Annotated in this window: 17 protein-coding genes; 9 read left to right on the top strand and 8 right to left on the bottom strand. The window is 70.2% G+C overall.

What is annotated here, in order from left to right; genetic code table 11:
• The first annotated feature begins 48 nt into the window (after positions 1 to 48).
• Both NR798_RS01555 and NR798_RS01550 read left to right on the top strand, forming a co-directional pair.
• The gene (locus tag NR798_RS01555; protein WP_375769595.1) at positions 49 to 1,083 is read left to right on the top strand and encodes a hypothetical protein; all 1,035 of its coding nucleotides are present in this window, start codon (positions 49 to 51) and stop codon (positions 1,081 to 1,083) included.
• Between the two features lie 231 nt (positions 1,084 to 1,314).
• Positions 1,315 to 2,007, top strand: coding sequence for a RibD family protein (locus NR798_RS01550; protein ID WP_375769594.1), 693 nt, complete (start codon positions 1,315 to 1,317; stop codon positions 2,005 to 2,007).
• 79 nt (positions 2,008 to 2,086) lie between these two features.
• Here NR798_RS01550 and NR798_RS01545 read toward each other — a convergent pair whose 3' ends face one another.
• Positions 2,087 to 2,638: a mannan-binding protein gene (locus NR798_RS01545; protein ID WP_375769593.1), complete on the bottom strand. Its 552-nt coding sequence runs from the start codon at positions 2,636 to 2,638 to the stop codon at positions 2,087 to 2,089.
• A 182-nt stretch (positions 2,639 to 2,820) separates the two neighbouring features.
• Positions 2,821 to 3,858, bottom strand: a complete 1,038-nt coding sequence (locus NR798_RS01540; protein WP_375769592.1) for a hypothetical protein — start codon at positions 3,856 to 3,858, stop codon at positions 2,821 to 2,823.
• 127 nt (positions 3,859 to 3,985) lie between these two features.
• Between NR798_RS01540 and NR798_RS01535 the strand changes: the two genes are divergently transcribed.
• Together NR798_RS01535 and NR798_RS01530 are read left to right on the top strand one after the other, a co-directional pair.
• Positions 3,986 to 4,627: an RNA polymerase sigma factor gene (locus NR798_RS01535; RefSeq protein WP_375769591.1), complete on the top strand. Its 642-nt coding sequence runs from the start codon at positions 3,986 to 3,988 to the stop codon at positions 4,625 to 4,627.
• The gene (locus tag NR798_RS01530) at positions 4,624 to 5,223 is read left to right on the top strand and encodes a hypothetical protein (protein ID WP_375769590.1); all 600 of its coding nucleotides are present in this window, start codon (positions 4,624 to 4,626) and stop codon (positions 5,221 to 5,223) included. The genes NR798_RS01535 and NR798_RS01530 overlap by 4 nt, the downstream gene beginning before the upstream one ends.
• Before the next feature lie 13 nt (positions 5,224 to 5,236).
• Here NR798_RS01530 and NR798_RS01525 read toward each other — a convergent pair whose 3' ends face one another.
• Positions 5,237 to 5,497, bottom strand: a complete 261-nt coding sequence (locus tag NR798_RS01525; protein ID WP_375769589.1) for a hypothetical protein — start codon at positions 5,495 to 5,497, stop codon at positions 5,237 to 5,239.
• Positions 5,498 to 5,774: 277 nt separating this feature from the next.
• On the opposite strand from NR798_RS01525, the gene NR798_RS01520 reads away from it, so the two are divergent.
• Positions 5,775 to 7,568, top strand: coding sequence for a tetratricopeptide repeat protein (locus NR798_RS01520; RefSeq protein WP_375769588.1), 1,794 nt, complete (start codon positions 5,775 to 5,777; stop codon positions 7,566 to 7,568).
• An 18-nt stretch (positions 7,569 to 7,586) separates the two neighbouring features.
• Here NR798_RS01520 and NR798_RS01515 read toward each other — a convergent pair whose 3' ends face one another.
• Complete coding sequence (locus NR798_RS01515; protein ID WP_375769587.1) at positions 7,587 to 8,963, bottom strand: carotenoid oxygenase family protein; 1,377 nt, start codon at positions 8,961 to 8,963, stop codon at positions 7,587 to 7,589.
• A gap of 101 nt (positions 8,964 to 9,064) precedes the next feature.
• Between NR798_RS01515 and NR798_RS01510 the strand changes: the two genes are divergently transcribed.
• Positions 9,065 to 9,718, top strand: coding sequence for a TetR/AcrR family transcriptional regulator (locus tag NR798_RS01510; RefSeq protein WP_375769586.1), 654 nt, complete (start codon positions 9,065 to 9,067; stop codon positions 9,716 to 9,718).
• A gap of 14 nt (positions 9,719 to 9,732) precedes the next feature.
• Here NR798_RS01510 and NR798_RS01505 read toward each other — a convergent pair whose 3' ends face one another.
• Both NR798_RS01505 and NR798_RS01500 read right to left on the bottom strand, forming a co-directional pair.
• Positions 9,733 to 10,140 (bottom strand): hypothetical protein, encoded by a 408-nt coding sequence (locus tag NR798_RS01505; protein ID WP_375769585.1) that lies wholly within the window; start codon positions 10,138 to 10,140, stop codon positions 9,733 to 9,735.
• A gap of 10 nt (positions 10,141 to 10,150) precedes the next feature.
• Complete coding sequence (locus tag NR798_RS01500) at positions 10,151 to 10,495, bottom strand: helix-turn-helix transcriptional regulator (protein WP_375769584.1); 345 nt, start codon at positions 10,493 to 10,495, stop codon at positions 10,151 to 10,153.
• Positions 10,496 to 10,782: 287 nt separating this feature from the next.
• Here NR798_RS01500 and NR798_RS01495 point away from each other — a divergent pair, with 287 nt between their 5' ends.
• Together NR798_RS01495 and NR798_RS01490 are read left to right on the top strand one after the other, a co-directional pair.
• A complete protein-coding gene (locus tag NR798_RS01495; protein ID WP_375769583.1) occupies positions 10,783 to 11,433 on the top strand; it encodes a cytochrome b/b6 domain-containing protein in 651 nt (216 codons plus the stop codon).
• Positions 11,426 to 12,136 (top strand): molybdopterin-dependent oxidoreductase, encoded by a 711-nt coding sequence (locus NR798_RS01490; RefSeq protein ID WP_375769582.1) that lies wholly within the window; start codon positions 11,426 to 11,428, stop codon positions 12,134 to 12,136. The genes NR798_RS01495 and NR798_RS01490 overlap by 8 nt, the downstream gene beginning before the upstream one ends.
• Position 12,137: 1 nt before the next feature.
• On the opposite strand, the gene NR798_RS01485 is transcribed toward NR798_RS01490, so the two are convergent.
• Together NR798_RS01485 and NR798_RS01480 are read right to left on the bottom strand one after the other, a co-directional pair.
• A complete protein-coding gene (locus NR798_RS01485) occupies positions 12,138 to 12,554 on the bottom strand; it encodes a hypothetical protein (RefSeq protein ID WP_375769581.1) in 417 nt (138 codons plus the stop codon).
• Positions 12,555 to 12,566: 12 nt separating this feature from the next.
• Entirely contained in the window at positions 12,567 to 13,352 is a 786-nt protein-coding gene (locus NR798_RS01480; RefSeq protein ID WP_375769580.1) for an alpha/beta fold hydrolase, read from the bottom strand.
• A 339-nt stretch (positions 13,353 to 13,691) separates the two neighbouring features.
• Here NR798_RS01480 and NR798_RS01475 point away from each other — a divergent pair, with 339 nt between their 5' ends.
• Positions 13,692 to 16,076, top strand: coding sequence for an alpha-amylase family glycosyl hydrolase (locus NR798_RS01475; RefSeq protein ID WP_375769579.1), 2,385 nt, complete (start codon positions 13,692 to 13,694; stop codon positions 16,074 to 16,076).
• Positions 16,077 to 16,084: the final 8 nt, after the last annotated feature.

Genomic DNA, 16,084 nt, shown 5'->3' with positions numbered 1-16,084 from the left:
CTTTTCAGGTGGAGCCTGAATTCCCGGGCCCATTGCCTCGAAGGTCCCATGAAGCCCAGAGTCGCGGTGTCGGTGATGGCCTCCCTCCTGCTGTTCGGATGTGCGGACGCCGAAGTGCAAGAGGCGGCGGAGCCCGGCGCGCCGAGCACGCTCTCCCAGGCGGTCGCGGTGAACGGCAACGCGGGCTTCCTGGTGGTCTACAACGTGAACTACGAGAACCTGCCGACCGCCACCGAGCAGTGTGCGGGGGACTGGCAGGATCTCATCTATTACATGAAGACCCAGCCGTACTCGCCGGATGCCTTCATCGTGCACCAGATGAGTGGAGCCACCCAGGCCGCCGAGCTCGCGAAGTACATGCAGGACAACCTGCCCGGGCTGTACGACTACGTCATCGCCGAGGCGAACCCGGAGGCCATGAACAGCCCCTGCGGCCCGGCGAAGGACTATCAGACCAACGCCATCATCTATCGCACGGGCCGCCTGCAGCCCATCTCCGGGACCAAGGCGACGTGGCAGGTCTACAAGGGTGCGAGCGGCTCGTGCGTGCCCAACCACCAGTCGCGCTCCATCGGGGTGCGGATGGCCTTCACGGACCTCATCACCAACAAGAAGGTCGTCCTCGGCTCGTCGCACTGGCCCACCGCGCAGGAGGGCCCGAGCTCGGACAGCGGGTGTGCCGAGAAGAACATCCAGCTCACGGACACGAAGATGCGGGAGATCACCGGCGCCAACCTGATCGTCTGGGGCGTCGACTCCAACGAGGGTGACTACGCCAACGGCGGCTACAAGGACTGGTACAAGCAGGCCAACTCCCAGGTGCCCAGCACGACCGACTACGGCTGGAACGACCCGGTCTACGAGGCCTGCGCGGGGAGCCGCAGCTGCCTCGATGACAACTGGACGGGAGGAGCGGGCGGCCGCATCGACTACCTCTTCTTCAACGCGGCGGCGACCTCGTCGCACGGCAAGACGATCACCTACAACGAAGGGGACGCCGCCGACCTGCAGTTCACCGGAGCCGACCGGGAGGATCTCAACTACTCCGGCCACCGCGCCATGAGCGCTCGCATCTACTACTAAGCCCTACGAAGGAAGTCCGTTCAGGGGTGCTCTTGCAGCAACGCGGAGGGCACCCTCCGGCCGCGCGGCGTGCCGACTGGTCCGACAGTAGGACCAGTTGCTCCCGAGCGCGGCCGGGACCTCCCCCTGAACGGAATGACTTTGCTTGGCTTAGCGGCCCACACCGCGAGGAGTCTGTCCTGGCGGAGCACGGAGCGGCTCCCTATCGTCTCCTCGGCGAGGAGACGACGGATGGACAGAGCGACGCGGCCGTACATCATTTGCCACATGGTGCCCTCGGTCGACGGACGGATCGTGACCAAGGGCTGGAGCCTTCCCCGGAGCGCGCTGGCCGAGTACGAGCGCACGGCCGGGACCTTCGGAGCTCAGGCGTGGATCATCGGCCGGGTGTCGATGGAGCCCTACGCGGGGAAGGCACGCGTCCCGAAGCGCAAGGCGCGGCAGCCGATTCCTCGCACGGACTTCATCGCGAAGCACGACGCGGAGTCCTACGCGATCGCCCTCGATCCATCCGGCAAGCTCACCTGGAAGTCGGGCTCCATCGACGAGGAGCATGTCATCACCGTCCTGACCGAGCAGGTCTCGGACGATTACCTGGCCTTTCTCCAGGCCCAGGGCGTCTCCTACCTGTTCGGCGGCAAGACGGAGCTGAACCTCGAGAGGGTGCTCCAGAAGCTCAGGAAGGACTTCGGCATCAAGAAGCTGCTGCTCGAGGGAGGAGGAAAGATCAACGGCTCCTTCCTGGCCGCCGGCTTGATCGATGAGCTGAGCGTGTTGCTCGCCCCTGTCGCGGACGGTGGCATCGGGACGCCTTCGCTCTTCGATGCCAAGGAAGGCAGAGGCCCCGCGCGCGCCCTCAAGCTCGTCTCCATGGAGCGGCGCAAGGGCGACCTGCTCTGGCTGCGGTACAAGGTGAAGCGCTGAGCCACCAGCCCGTCACGCACGGCCGGGCCGGAGGCCGCTGGAATCCCAGTGGCTGCCGGCCCGGGTGGCTTCAGTCAGCTCAGCAGGACGGCGTGAGGCAACCGCAGACGGGCCCACCACCCGCGGGAGGCGTGTTCGTCCACTGGCCGTTCCAGGTGGCCTTCGCGCTGGAGCAGACGGACGGGCAGCGCTTGTCCGCGTCCTGCTGGTTGGCGATGGGGCTCGTCTTCACGTCCGCGGCCTTCATCTGGTAGCAACCGCAGACGGGCCCGGCGCCCGAGGGCGGCGTGTTCGTCCACTGCCCGTTCCAGAGGTTGTTGGCGCCCTTGCAGATGGACGGGCAGCGCTTGTCCGCGTCCTGCTGGTTGGCGATGGGCGTCGTCTTCACGTCCTTGGACGCGACGACGCAGCCGCAGACGGGCCCGGCGCCGGAGGGCGGCGTGTTCGTCCACTGCCCGTTCCAGGTGGCGTAGCCGGCCTTGGTGCAGATGGACGGGCAGCGCTTGTCCGCGTCCTGCTGGTTCGCGATGGGCGACGTCTTCGCATCACACGAAGGCGCATCCGCCGCCTGCGCCGCGCCGACAGACACGAACATCATCACCGCGGTCATCACACTCATCATCCACTTCATGGTTCCCTCTCCTTTGGGTTGCGGGAATGAGTGGACAGTAGAGAGATGGAGCGATGCGGGCTGTGATCGCGCCGACACGCTTGCGGTGAGGGGCGTCACAGCGCTCGATGCGCAGTACGAGGCCGCGGCCCGGGGGGATGGAGGGGGAAGAGCCCCCCGGGCCGCGCGTCCTCGGGAGCGTCTCAGTGACGCCCCTTTCCTCCTGAACGGTGCGCGGGCAGCTCCACCGCGGTGCCGTCGAGCGTCGCGGTCCCGCACTCCGGCCCGAAGACGAGCACGTGCGTCTCGCCGTCACCGCTGGCGCGCGACAGGGTCCCAGACGTCGGCCACGGGCACACATTCCGAGGCGGCTTCACGATGTCGTCGAGCGTCACCGTCCCCTGCGACCCATCGAGGAACTCCTCGGTGTAGGAGCCATTGAGGGTGCGCACCGGGGGCGTGTCGGTGGAGAACTCGACGCTCGTGGAGCCCTTCAGGTGCACCGAGCGCACCACCGCGCCCGTCGCGTCGGTGAGCGTCCGCGTCACGTCCGCCTCCGTGCTCTTCTTCTGCGGCGGGGCATCCCCGACGAGCTCCGAGCTCGAGGCGCTGGTGCCCTGCACCGTGGAGACAGCGCCCTCGTCGTCCGTGCGCGAGATGGTGAACGTCACCGACTGGTTCTGCGTCACCGCGCCCTCGCAGTTCGGCGGCGTCACGTACGTATAGGTGATGTCCACCGTGCCGCTGGAGGGACCGCCGTGCGGACGGCCACCGCCCTCGGGCCGGGGGCCGTCCGTGGGAGCCGAGCCCCGGGTGGCGCCACTCCCGTAGATCGTCGAGAGCCCCCCGCTTCCGGTGCCATCCCGCGGAGGCGGAGGCATCCCACCGTCACCGCGCCCGCCCCCACCGTGTCCGCCACCACCGGGCCGCTCGGGCGCCGCGCACTCCGTCCACTCGAGGTGGACCGTGGCCGGCAGGCTCTTGCCGCATACGTCGATGTTCGTGACGTCCGGGCTCGCGTCACAGTGGAAGCCCTCCACCGCGTCCGAGCGCAGCGCGTGCATCCCGCGCATCAGGCTGGAGACCTCCACGGCATCGCTCGAGTCCGCGGACGCTTCCACGGCCTGGGACACCATCGTCGTGGCGTCCTCGGTCGCCGTCGCCGAGCCGCAACCGCTCGCCATCGCGCCCGCGACGAGTGCACCCGCGAGCCACAGACCGCCCCTCATCTTGTGATTCATTCGTGCTCCCTATGTGTTTCACCACCGCAACCACGCCCGGTAGGACGAAAAGGGCATTTTTCGTGTTCCCGGCATCCGCGCTCCGCTTCTTGCGGAACGGCCCGCGCGGGCAGCTACACTGGATGCCTTGAACGAGAACGACGAACTGCGCGCATTGATCGCCGAGGCCCAGGACGGCAACGTCCGCGCCTTCGAGCTGCTCGTCTCGTCGCACCTGTCCCAGGTCCGCCGCTTCGCGCGGGCCTTCGCGTCCTCGGACGCGGACGTGGATGACCTGGCGCAGGAGGCCCTGGTGAAGGTGTACAAGAGCCTGCGCTCCTACCGCTTCCAGTCCGCCTTCAAGACGTGGCTCTACTCCGTGGTGCGCAACTCCTTCTATGACGCCATGCGCAGCCGCGCGGGCCGGGAGCGATCCCTGGAGGAGCCCCTCGCGGCGGACCACTCCCAGGCCCCCTCCAGCGCCGCTCCCGCCGACGAGGGACTGGTCCGCGAAGAAGAGCGCCAGCGGTTGTGGCGGGCCCTGCGGGCGCTCCCCCCGGAGTTCCGCACCGCGGTGGTACTCTTCGATGTGGAAGGGCACACCTATGAGGAGGTCGCCGCCATCGAGGCGGTGCCCATCGGGACGATCAAATCGCGCCTTTCGCGGGGGCGGGCGTTGCTGCGCACCCTGCTGGCGGGCGGGCAGGCGCCAGAGGCCCAGGCAAGTACAGGTGGGGCGGGAACATCCGACGGCGGCGTTTCGTCCCAAGGACGTAGGAGTGGGAAATGACTGAGCCCGAAGACATGGAAGATGGCGCGCTGCGGGAGCGGCTGGGTGCGCTGCGGGAGGAGCCCGCCGAGCTCGGCTTCCAGGCCTCGCTCCACCGCCGGCTGGTGGCGGCCGGTCCACCGGAGCCCGCTCCGGGGTGGGACCGTGTGCGCGGGCTCTTCCGGCGGCGGGCGCCCTGGCTATGGCCGGTGGCGGGCGCGGCGGCGGGCATCGCCGCCTTCCTGATGATGAGCGCGGTCCAGCAGCCTCCCACCCCCGCGCCCGAGGTCGCCGAGGCCTCGCGTCCGCTCGAGGTGCCAGGCACCCAGGTTCCGGTCAGCAAGGTGGCGGTCATCAAGCTGGACTTCACGGCGGACGTGGCCGTCGAGCAGGCGGACTTCCAGGTGAGCCTGCCCGAGGGCCTGTCGTTCTGGGCGGACGGCCAGGAGTTGGAGCTGCGCTCCTTCCGGTGGACGCAGGCACTCAACGCGGGGAGCAACGTCATCCCCATCGCGGTGCGCGGGCAGAAACCGGGCCGCTACCTCGTGACGGCCGAGGCGCGCACGGGAAACCAGAGAATCGAGCACGACGTGGTGCTCGAGGTGACAGAGGGATGAACAGGATCTGCTCTCAGCTTCCCGCGCTCCTCGTGGCGCTCACGCTGCTCGTCACAGGGGCCGCGCGCGCGCAGGCGCAGGCGGCGCCCCCACCCGTGGAGACCGGAGCGGCACGTGGACCGGAGGTACCTCCGCCCTCCACGCCAGCGCCCGCCCCCGCGCCGCCCCCCGCTTCGGAGTCACGCGCCCACGTGCGCAGCTCCCACACGGTGGACGTCATCGCACCGGGCGAGCAGGTGGACACCGTCCTCGGCCGGATGCGCGGGGAGCGCATCGCGCCGCCTCCTCGGGGTGACACGGCCCAGCCGCCGCCCGGTGAGAACCGGGGGCCGCGCGGCCAGGAGACCCGGGGGCCCCACGGCCAGGAGACCCGGGGACCGCGCGAACAGGAGACCCGGGGACCTCCCGCGGGCCCAGGCCGCTCGGGGCCGTCACGTCCGGGCGATGACGGGCATGCGCGGCCTCACTCGCCGAGGACCGATGGCGCCCGGCCGCCGCCCTCTTCACAGCCGCCGCCTCCTCCGCCTCCACGGTGATATCTCTGCACCGGAATGCTCCTTCCGGTGCTCACCCTCCTGACGCTGCTGGCCGCGGCGGATCCGCTCGCCGAGGCGCAGCAGGCCTTCGCCGAGGGCCAATACACGGAGGCGGAGCGGCTGGCGCTCAGCGCCGCGCAGCCTCCCCAGGAGGGTGCCGCGCTCTACCTGGTGGGGCTGGCGCGCTTTCGTGCCGGGCGTCCCGCCGAGGCGCTGGAGGCCCTCGACGCCGCGGGACGGGCACCGGATGCGCCCGAGCGCGCCGGGTGGAGCTTCAACCGGGGTGCCTGTCTCTACGCCCTGGAGCGCTTCGCCGAGGCCGAGCAGGCCTTCCTCGAGGCCACGGCGGACGAGCCGCTCGCACGCCTCGCCTGGGTGAACGCGGGCTTCGCCGCGCTGGACGCGGGCTCACCCGAGCGCGCCGCGCAGTGGGCGGAGCGAGCCAGGCCGGGCGCCTCCGAGCGTGAGGCCGTGCTGGTGGAGGAGCTGCTCTCGCTCGTGGCCCGTGCGCGGGGGCTCGCCGAGGACGAGGCCGCGGAGGCGTACCGCCAGGGCCTCGCGTCCTTCGACGCGGGGCGCTTCGAGGAGGCCCGCGCCTTCTTCCTCCAGGCCGCGAAGGGCGATGCCACCTCGGGCCGGGCGCGGCTCATGGCGGGGGCCGCGGCCTACCGGTTGGGGGCGCGCGAGACGGCACGAGAGGACCTCACCTCGGCGCTCGCGCTGGAGCTGGAGCCCCAGGACAGACGGACGGCACGCGACTACCTCGACCGGCTCGCCTTCGGGTTGCGCGCCCAGGGGCAGGGGCTCCGGGCATCGGGAGGCGCGGGGCTGGGCTTCGACAGCAACGTGCTCCAGGTGGGCGTGGCGGCGCGCGATGTCTCCGGGGCGAGCTCGACCGGGACCGCGAGCGCTTTCGCCGAGGCGGGGCTCGGGCTCGTGGCGCGCTGGCGGCTGTCGGACACGCTCTTCACCGAGCTGTCCTACGGCGGGACGCAGCGGGCCTACGCGCTGTCCTCCGCGCAGGACTACTCGCTCCAGCTCCACCGCGCGGCCGTGGCCCTGGAGTGGGACGTGGCGCGCCGCGTCCGCCTGGGTGCCTCGTCCTGGGGGGACCTGTTCTTCACCGGCCTGTCGGACTTCCGCGGGCTGCAGGGCTCCGTGAGCGGCTCGGCGTGGCTCGCGCTGGACGAGAGCGAGTGGACGAGCAGCCGGCTCGACGTGTCCTTCGCCCACAAGGCCGGGCTCGTCAGCGAGTTCAGCTACCTCACCGGACAGCGCCTGGATGCGATGCTGTCCCAGGAGCTGCGCCTGCGCACCCTGGGGCTCACGGCGTGGTACCGCTACCGCGAGGACCGCATCGGAACGCTGGAGCAGGCCGTGTCCGGAGACACGTCGCGGGAGTACGTCATCCCCTTCGCGTGGACCGCACACGCGGTGGGCGCCTCGGCGCGCCTGGTGCTGAACGAGCGGCTCGACGCGAGCCTGAACGCCGAGGCCGAGTGGCGTGACTACCTGAGCGACAGCTACCTGCGGGTGCAGGCGGCCGATGGGAGCGAGGAGGAGTGGGGACGCCGCCGGCGCGAGGACGCCCGCTTCGTCCTCGGCCCCGCGGTGAGCGCGCGGCTGTCGAAACACCTCCAGCTCTCCGCCCGGTACGAGCTGCTGGTGAATACGTCCAACGTGGACACGCGGCTGGCGGACCCCGCTGGAGCGTGCACGGCCCCGGACTACGTGTGCCACCGCTACGACTACACGAACGGGAACTACCAGAAGCACCTGGTGATGCTGGAGCTGGGCGCCACGTGGTGAGCCTCCCGCCGGAATGACTCAGCGTGCGGCGGCGAAGCTGCCGTGGAACGTGACGGGGATGGGGTGGTCGAAGTGGACGGTCGCCAGGGGACCGTCCTCGAGGTGCTGTCCGTCCAGCACGGCGACGTAGGAGTGGTCGCTCGTCTTGTCGTAGACGAGGTCGAGCACGAAGGCGTCGTCCTCCGCCTCGCCGCGCGGCACGAGCACGGGCTCGCTCGGCACATGTCCGGCCGGCAGGGTCCACTCCGCGCTGCCCTCGCGGCCGAGCTCGATGCGCGTAATGCCCGGGTACCGCCGGTCCGCGCCGCGGCGCTCGGTCTGCGCGAAGAGGGTGCCATAACGCCCCCCGTGCACACGCGGGTGGAGCTGTGGGAACTCGCAGGGGACGTCGAAGAGCTTCGTCTCACGCGTGCTTCCCGTCTTCATGTCCAGGTGCAGGCGCGTCAGCAGCGGGGGCGGTCCCTTGTCTTCGATTTCGCCGATATCCCCCAACGAGAACTCGGGGTAGCGGCACAGGTCGACGCACGGACCGCCGTCTTCCTCGAAGGCATTGGCGAAGTGCCAGGTCCAGAAGGCATCGAGCTCGAAGGTACGTGGCGACTGGATGTCATCCAGCGGGACGACGATGAGCCGCGCCCCGAGCTCGGGCGTCCACTGAAACAGCTTGGTGAAGTCGGCGAGGCCAAGCATGGCACGCAGGAGATTGAGCTTCACCGGCCCCAGGAAGAGGATGAGGTGCCGCTCGGTCGCGATGAAGTCGTGCATCATGCCCTGCCAGGGCGCTTCCACCGTGCCGAGCTTCGAGGCGGCGCCCTCATCCGGCAGGGCGTAGAGGTCGATGAGCATCTTCGGGCCGTAGCGCACGCCGAAGTTGAAGGTCGTCCGGAGCGAGGCGACGCGGTGCGGGTGCGCGGAGAAGGCGCCAGACACCACGCCCAGGCGGGTGGCCTCGAGCGTGTCCAGCGTGGCCGGGTCCATCTCCTGCAGCAGTCCGCCCTCCATCAGCGCGAAGAGCCGGTCCTGCCACAAGAAGGTCGAGGTGTTCCCCGTGCTCTTCGCCGTGCCCTTGCGCGCGGCGCGCATGCGATCCAGCCACGAGGCCGCCGAGTTGTACAGGAACCGCCCCGCGGCCTCCTCCTCACGGTAGCCAGCGCTCTCGACGATACGGCAGGCCCCCCGCGCGCCACCGCCGTCGAAGCGCACCGCCGTGACCGCGCCGTCCGCCTCGAACGCATGCGAGAGGCTCGCGCCGAAGCGCTCGAAGAGGCCCGGTCCCGCCCGGAACAGCGTTCCCCGGAGCGACTCCGGAAGCCGGCCCTCGACCCGCAGGGGCTCGAAGCCGTGGGGCCGCGAGAGGGAGCGCAACAGGGGGCTCACGGCGTTCTGACTGCTCATCGACCGCTCCTTCGGAAGCATGGACCTGCACCTGGAACCAAAGTAAGTTAGTCTCACTTACTTCGCAACGGACTTTTTCCGTGCCGAGCGGGTGACCCCTTATGACCGCCAAGACGCGAGCGCGCCCCTACCACCACGGGAACCTCAAGCAGGCCCTGCTGGAGGCGAGCATCGAGCTCATCCAGGAGGAAGGCGTGGACGCGCTCACGGTGGCCGAGGTGGGCCGCCGTGTCGGCGTGTCCTCCGCGGCTCCCTACAAGCACTTCGCGGACCGCCAGGCGCTGTTGTGCGCGCTCGCCACGGAGGGAAACCGCCGGCTGGGCGAGGCGATCGTCGCGGCGGCGGGGGCCATCACCGACCCGCGCGAGGCGTTCCGTCTCTCGGGAGTGGCCTACATCCGCTGGGCGGCGGAGAACCCGGCCCTCTACCGCATCGCGACCGACCCCGCGTACATCGACTACGCGTCGACAGCGCCGGATGTCCATTCACCGAAGGCCCTCGAGGGCTCGATGGACACCTTCTGGCCCGAGCTGGCGGCACTGGTCCGCTCGGGCGCCGCCCTCCCCGCCTCCCATCCGCTGATAGAGCAACTGCGAGGCCGGGCCCTGGCGCAGGGCGTGGCCAGCCTCTTCGTCAACGGAGTCTTCGCCTCGCTCGGCATCACCACCGCGGACGCGGAGCGGATTGCCCGCGCGGTGACGCGGGAAGACGTCCCGGCCACGTCGCCCCGGGCCAAACCCTCGCGCACCCGCTGAGCCCTCGTTCCGGCCTACGTCGCCGCGGGGTGGCAGGACACCGCCAGCGGCAGTCCGAGCGCGGCGAGCTCCGCCAGCTCCTCGGGGGAGAGCACGAAGTCGCACTGCCGCTCATAGGCGACGACCAGGTAGAGCGAGACCCCGGTGGCGCCCAGGGCCCGTAGCTCCGGCAGCCGCGCCTTCAACGCCCGCAGGGGCTCCAGGGCGGAGGCGTCCGGCTCCAGGTCCTCGTCGAACAGCACCAGCATGGCGCTCCCGTACGGCAGGGCCTTGCTGTCGTAGCGCCCCGAGGGAGCCACCTCTCCGGGCTCGTTCGCGTCCACCAGGAGCAGCCCCGTGCGCTCCTGGGCGAGCGAGGGCGAGAAGGTGTCTCCCTGGAGGAGGCAGTAGAGGAAACGCCGTGCCGGGAGGCGCTGGCTCATGCCGCCCATCTCACTCCACGTCCACCCGGAGCGCCAGCCGCCGGGCGCGCCCCGTCCTCGAGTGGGAGCCCGGACGTTGGGAAGCGGGCTGCCGGGGACGGCTCCTTCCGGAGGAAGGCTTCGCCGCCGGCTCCGGGGCCTCCCCACACTCCGGGCCGAGCAGCTCGTCCACCGAGCGCTCCAGCACCCGGTACATCCGCCGCAGCGTCGAGGCACTCGGCACGAGGCTCCGGCTGTCCCGCTCGAACCGGCCATACGCATCCGCGCCCATGCCGATGCGCTGGGCCATGTCCGCCTGCGAGAGCTCCACGAGCTGGCGCACGGTGCGGAGCGTGTTCCGAAGGGGTTCGGCCAATCGTTTGCGGACCTCGGGAGGGACATGACCTGGCATGGTGGCCCCAACCCTATCTACCCCCGACGTCAAGTCAACCCCATATCCTATTTTGGCGGTCACTTGTCGCATTCCCACCGCGCCAAGTAGGGTGCCGCGCGCTGTCGCGTGTGAGACGGAGCCGGGGGCCCGGGCGTCCGGAACCGGGCGTCTGCCCCGGAGGGCTCCTGCGCGGGAGTGGCGCACGTGCTCCGTTCCGGGTGCACTGCGGGCGCCCGGCATGGGCCCGCCACTCCCCGGGGGAAGGCACCATGCCCCATGCCCGACGTCCCCAGCCCGGGCCCGTCCGCCTCGCGCACTGGGCCAACGTGCCGCTGCTGGCCATCCTGGCCATGAGCGGCCTGCAGATTCTCGCCGCCTATCCCATGATGGGGCCGCAGGGGGCGCCCTACGGTGCGTACCCCTTCCAGGGAACACCGCCTCCCGAGTGGGCCCGGCTGGGCGCGTGGCTCGCGGGCGCGCGGCACTGGCACTTCGCCTTCGGCTGGTTCTTCGTCCTCAACGGCCTCGTCTACGTGGCCTGGCTGGTGGGCAGTGGCGAGTGGCGGCGGCGCCTCTTCCTCCCGCGCCGGGACGCGCGCGACGCGCTGCACACGGCCGCTTACTACCTCCGGCTGCGCAAGGTGCCGCCCCGGCAGGACCCCTACAACGGCCTGCAGCGCTTCGCGTACACGGGCGTGCTGGTGCTGGCCGTGCTCGAGGTGCTCTCCGGGCTCGTCCTCTACAAACCCGTGCAGCTGCACTGGCTCACCACCCTCTTCCGAGGCTACGACCCGGCGCGCGCGGTGCACCTGCTCGTGCTCGCGCTGCTGGCGCTCTTCACCGTGGGGCACGTGGTGATGGTGGCGCTCCACCCGCGCACGCTGGGGGAGATGGTGACGGGAGGAAAGCGCCATGAGTGACACGCGCCACCGCCCGCTCCTGCTCACCCGGCGCTCGTGGCTGCTCGGCACGGCGGCGGTGGCCCTGGGCGCGTGCGACAGCAGCCGTCCCCGCCAGGGCTTCCTCGGCGCCATGGAGCGCTTCAACCAGCGCGTCCAGTCGGCCCTCCTCGACCCGGAGCAGTTCGCGCCCGAGGAGCCCGTGGAGGCCCTCACGCCACCCGGGGCCTTCCCGCAGTACTTCATCTCGGACCGGGTGCCGCTCGCGCCCGCGGGCTGGGCCCTCCAGGTGGGCGGGCTGGTGGCACGCCCGGCCGTGCTGTCGCTGGAGGACCTGCGGCGGATGCCTCGCACGGACTACCGCATCCGCCACCACTGCGTGGAGGGCTGGAGCGCGGTGGCCTCGTGGCACGGCGTGCGGGTGAGTGAGCTGGCGCGGCTCGTGGGCGCCGACCCTCGGGCCCGCTTCGTGGAGTTCCGCTCCTTCGACGCGGGCTACTTCTCCTCCTGGGACGGGCCGAGCGCCTTCCACCCGCAGACGATTCTCGCCTACGGGATGAACGGCGAGCCGCTGCCCCCCGAGCACGGCGCGCCGCTGCGCCTCTACTCGGGGGTGAAGCTCGGCTACAAGATGGTGAAGTACCTCACCGCGGTGAACTTCCTCCCGGAGCCCACCGGGGGCTACTGGGAGGACCGCGGCTACGAGTGGTTCGCCGGGGTGTAGCTCACATGGCCTTCTTGCCGGCCGCCGGGAAAGCCCCACCCGAGGCCCGGTCCGCCAGCAGCGCCCGCAGCGCCTCGTCGCGCGACTTGTAGACGTTCACCGCCGCGCCGTTGATGACGCCGCTGGTGCTCACGAACATCTTCGTCATCTCGTCGCCGCCGAAGCGGAAGGAGCGCAGGGTGTAGCGCGACAGCACCTCGGTGCGCTCGCGCCCGAAGACCCGGCCCGCCGTGTACTTCACCACCAGCCCATCCAGGTTGATGAGCAGGTCCACCTTCGAGGGGTACTTCGACAGGTGGCCCTCCACCTCGGTGCGCCAGCGCGCCACGTCCAGCGAGTTGTTGAGGATGCAGTCCTCGAACGTCGCCGTGACGACGTCGTGCTGCTCGTCGTAGTCGAAGGACATCTTCCAGGCCATGGGAAGATCCTCCTACGCGCGGCCCAGGCCAGCCAGGAAGGACGTGAGCAGCGCGGCCGTCTCGGCGGGGCGCTCCACATGCGGGTAGTGCCCCGGCCCGGGCAGGTACGCCAGGCGCGCGTTCTGGATGGGGCGCACCACCACCTCGCGCAGGAAGGCCGGCGGCAGGAACGCGTCATCCGTCGCCACCACCAGCGTGGGCGCGGTGATGGCGCCCAGCTTCTCCGCGAAGCCACCGCCCGTCCACGCATCGAAGCTGCCCTCGATGGAGGCCTTGGCCACCGTGACCGCGTCCTTCAGCAGCCGCTCCAGCGCCGTCTCCGACAGCTGCTTGCACGCCAGGCCGAGGATGATCTTCTGCTTGCCGCTGTCGTTGGCCGAGGTGCGGAACAGCCCCGCGGCGTCCGGCGGCAGCGGCAGGCCCGAGGCCGGCACCGTGTTGAGCAGCATCAGGCCCTCCACGCGCGCGGGCTCCTGCGCCGCCACCCACTGCGCCAGCTGGCCACCCATGCTGTGGCCCACCACGGTGAAGCGCTTGAAGCCCGCGTGGTCCGCCACCGCCAGCACGTCGCGCGCGTGCTGCTCGAGCGTATAGCCGCCCGCCGGCGCCCCGGAGCCACCCGAGCCGCGCAGGTCCGGAATCACCAGCCGCAGGCCCGTGGTGTCCAGCAGCTCCACGAGTCCGTCGAACACCGCGCCCGACACCATCCACCCGTGGACCAGCAGCACGTTGCGCGGTCCGTCTCCGATGACGCGGTAGTGGATGGGCGTCTGATCGCTCGAAGCAACAGTGGGCATGGAAAGCTCTCCGTCAGCAGGGGGGTGGCCGCGGTGGGGGAGCCGCGGTGAGGGACAGCGAAAGGGCGCGGATGCTACGCCAACTCTCTGACCCGACTGTAGCCTGTCCTGGGCGTGAAATCGCCTGGACCCCCAGCGCTTCCTGACACGGCGCGCCATGGGAGCGCGGCACCAGCCCCCCCTCCTCGTGCTCACCACCGGGCAGAACGTAGGAGCCAGGGTGAGTCGGGAACACCCCGGATTGACTCCCAGGAGGGAGAGGTGCTGGAAGGTAGGACAGACGGGTAGGCGCGGGCCCGCCTCCTCGGACTTCCCCCTATCCGCGCTGGGAGTCACTCCATGAAGGCTGTCATCGGAAAATTCCGCCCCTGGCGGGCGGCCCTGCTCACCGCGGGCCTCGTCACCGCGCCGCTGCTGTCCTGCGGCCCGGCCACGGAGGCGGACGTCCTCTCCGTCGAGGGCACGCAGGAGGCGGTGGGTGACACGCGGCAGGCGGCCATCTCCTGGACGCTCGGGGCGCAGTACGACGCGACGAAGAGCAACATCACCTTCAACGTCTACTCCTCGCGCGCCACCCGCATCGAGGTCTACATCTACAAGACGCCCAACGGCGCCCAGGAAGTCGCGAAGTACGTGCTGACGAAGAACACGACCACCAACGTGTGGTCCACCACGGTCTCCGTCGCCACGCTGCAGAACACCTACGGCATCACCGGCCCGGTGTACTACGGCTACCGCGCCTGGGGCCCCAACTGGACGTACAGCTCCACGTGGACCAAGGGCTCCAGCGCGGGCTTCGTCACCGACGTGGACGCGCAGGGCAACCGCTTCAACCCCAACAAGCTGCTGGTGGACCCGTACGCGCTGGAAATCAGCCACGACCCCACCAACCCGAGCAACAGCGACGGCACCCTGTTCGCCACGGGCGCCACGCACCGGCTCAAGGACAGCGGTGCCCGGGCGCCCAAGGGCGTGGTGCTCGCGCCGGACACCACCAGCTACGGCACCAAGCCCACGCGCGCCCTGAAGGATGACGTCATCTACGAGGTGCACGTGCGCGGCCTCACCCAGGGCGACGCGAGCATCACCTCGTGCAAGGGCACCTACGCGGGCGCCGCGCAGAAGGCCGCGTCGCTGGCCGCGCTCGGCGTCACCGCCGTCGAGTTCCTCCCCCTGCAGGAGACGGACAACGACGACAACGACGTCGACGCCACCAGCACCACGGACGACAACTACTGGGGGTACATGACCCTCAACTTCTTCGCGCCGGACCGCCGCTACGCCTGCGACAAGACCGCGGGCGGCCCCACGAAGGAGTTCAAGGCCATGGTGAAGGCCTTCCACGACCAGGGCATCAAGGTCTTCATCGACGTGGTCTACAACCACACCGGCGAGGGCGGTGCGTGGAGCTCCACGGACAAGACGACGTACAACGTCTTCACCTTCCGAGGCCTGGACAACCCCACGTACTACAGCCTCACCAGCGACTTCCAGAACAGCTGGGACAACACGGGCGTGGGCGGCAACTTCAACACCTTCAACCCGGTGACGCAGGACCTCATCGTCCACTCGCTCAAGTACTGGAAGGACGAGCTGGGCGTGGACGGGTTCCGCTTCGACCTGGCGTCGGTGCTGGGCAACACGTGCCAGCACGGCTGCTACAACTACGACAAGCTGAACAGCGGCACGGCGCTCAACCGCATCTGGCGGGACCTGTCGCCGCGGCCGGCCACGGGCGGCACCGGCGCGGACCTCATCGCCGAGCCGTGGGCCATTGGCGGCAACAGCTACCAGGTGGGCAACTTCCCCAGCGGCTGGGCCGAGTGGAACGGGTACTACCGCGACACCTTCCGCAAGGACCAGAACCAGATGGGCAGCGCGACGGTGACGCCGGGCGAGCTGGCCTCGCGCTTCGCGGGCTCCTCGGACCTGTACGGGGATGACGGCCGCAAGCCGTACAACTCCATCAACTTCATGGTGGCCCACGACGGCTTCACCCTGAAGGACCTCTACAGCTGCAACAGCAAGAACAACCTGCAGCCGTGGCCCTACGGCCCGTCCGACGGCGGCGAGGACAACAACGTGAGCTGGGACCAGGGCGGAGTGGCCGCCGACCAGCGCAAGGCGGCGCGCAATGGCATGGCCTTCCTGCTGCTGAGCGCCGGGACGCCGATGTTCAACGGCGGCGACGAGTTCCTGCGCACGCAGTACTGCAACAACAACGCGTACAACCTGGACTCGAGCGCCAACTGGCTCAACTACTCGCTGAGCACGGACCAGGCGAACTTCAAGACGTTCACCCAGCGCCTCATCGCCTTCCGCAAGGCGCACCCGGCGCTGCGTCCGGCCAACTTCTTCAGCAGCGTGGACAACAACGGCAACGTGATGGAGCAGATGCGCTGGTTCCAGCCGAGCGGCGCGGTGGCCGACTCCACGTACATGGGCAACGGCGGCAACCACGCGCTGGCCTTCCGCATCGACGGCAGCGAGCTGGGTGACTCGGCGAGCGCCCTCTACGTGGCCTACAACGGGTGGAGCGGCGCGGTGAACTTCTCGCTGCCGTGGCCGGGCACGGGCAAGAGCTGGTACCGCGTCACCGACACCTGCCCGTGGGCCGAGGGAAGCGGCCAGGTGGCCAGCCCCGGCGCCGAGGCCTTCATCGGCGGCGAGGGCTTCAACTACGGTATGTGCGGCCGCGGCCTGCTGCTGCTGATCGCCAAGTAGTCCGCTGA

The organism is Archangium gephyra (assembly GCF_042230915.1).
In the GTDB taxonomy this organism is placed as follows: Bacteria; Myxococcota; Myxococcia; order Myxococcales; family Myxococcaceae; genus Archangium; species Archangium gephyra_B.
This window is presented reverse-complemented; position numbering and strand designations above follow the sequence as displayed.

Coding starts and splice junctions, on each gene's coding strand:
- NR798_RS01555 (WP_375769595.1), top strand. CDS start 49: ATGAAGCCCAGAGTCGCGGTGTCGGTGATGGCCTCCCTCCTGCTGTTC.
- NR798_RS01550 (WP_375769594.1), top strand. CDS start 1,315: ATGGACAGAGCGACGCGGCCGTACATCATTTGCCACATGGTGCCCTCG.
- NR798_RS01545 (WP_375769593.1), bottom strand. CDS start 2,638: ATGAAGTGGATGATGAGTGTGATGACCGCGGTGATGATGTTCGTGTCT.
- NR798_RS01540 (WP_375769592.1), bottom strand. CDS start 3,858: ATGAATCACAAGATGAGGGGCGGTCTGTGGCTCGCGGGTGCACTCGTC.
- NR798_RS01530 (WP_375769590.1), top strand. CDS start 4,624: ATGACTGAGCCCGAAGACATGGAAGATGGCGCGCTGCGGGAGCGGCTG.
- NR798_RS01525 (WP_375769589.1), bottom strand. CDS start 5,497: ATGCGCTCCCCGCGCATCCGGCCGAGGACGGTGTCCACCTGCTCGCCC.
- NR798_RS01520 (WP_375769588.1), top strand. CDS start 5,775: ATGCTCCTTCCGGTGCTCACCCTCCTGACGCTGCTGGCCGCGGCGGAT.
- NR798_RS01515 (WP_375769587.1), bottom strand. CDS start 8,963: ATGAGCAGTCAGAACGCCGTGAGCCCCCTGTTGCGCTCCCTCTCGCGG.
- NR798_RS01510 (WP_375769586.1), top strand. CDS start 9,065: ATGACCGCCAAGACGCGAGCGCGCCCCTACCACCACGGGAACCTCAAG.
- NR798_RS01505 (WP_375769585.1), bottom strand. CDS start 10,140: ATGAGCCAGCGCCTCCCGGCACGGCGTTTCCTCTACTGCCTCCTCCAG.
- NR798_RS01495 (WP_375769583.1), top strand. CDS start 10,783: ATGCCCCATGCCCGACGTCCCCAGCCCGGGCCCGTCCGCCTCGCGCAC.
- NR798_RS01490 (WP_375769582.1), top strand. CDS start 11,426: ATGAGTGACACGCGCCACCGCCCGCTCCTGCTCACCCGGCGCTCGTGG.
- NR798_RS01485 (WP_375769581.1), bottom strand. CDS start 12,554: ATGGCCTGGAAGATGTCCTTCGACTACGACGAGCAGCACGACGTCGTC.
- NR798_RS01480 (WP_375769580.1), bottom strand. CDS start 13,352: ATGCCCACTGTTGCTTCGAGCGATCAGACGCCCATCCACTACCGCGTC.
- NR798_RS01475 (WP_375769579.1), top strand. CDS start 13,692: ATGAAGGCTGTCATCGGAAAATTCCGCCCCTGGCGGGCGGCCCTGCTC.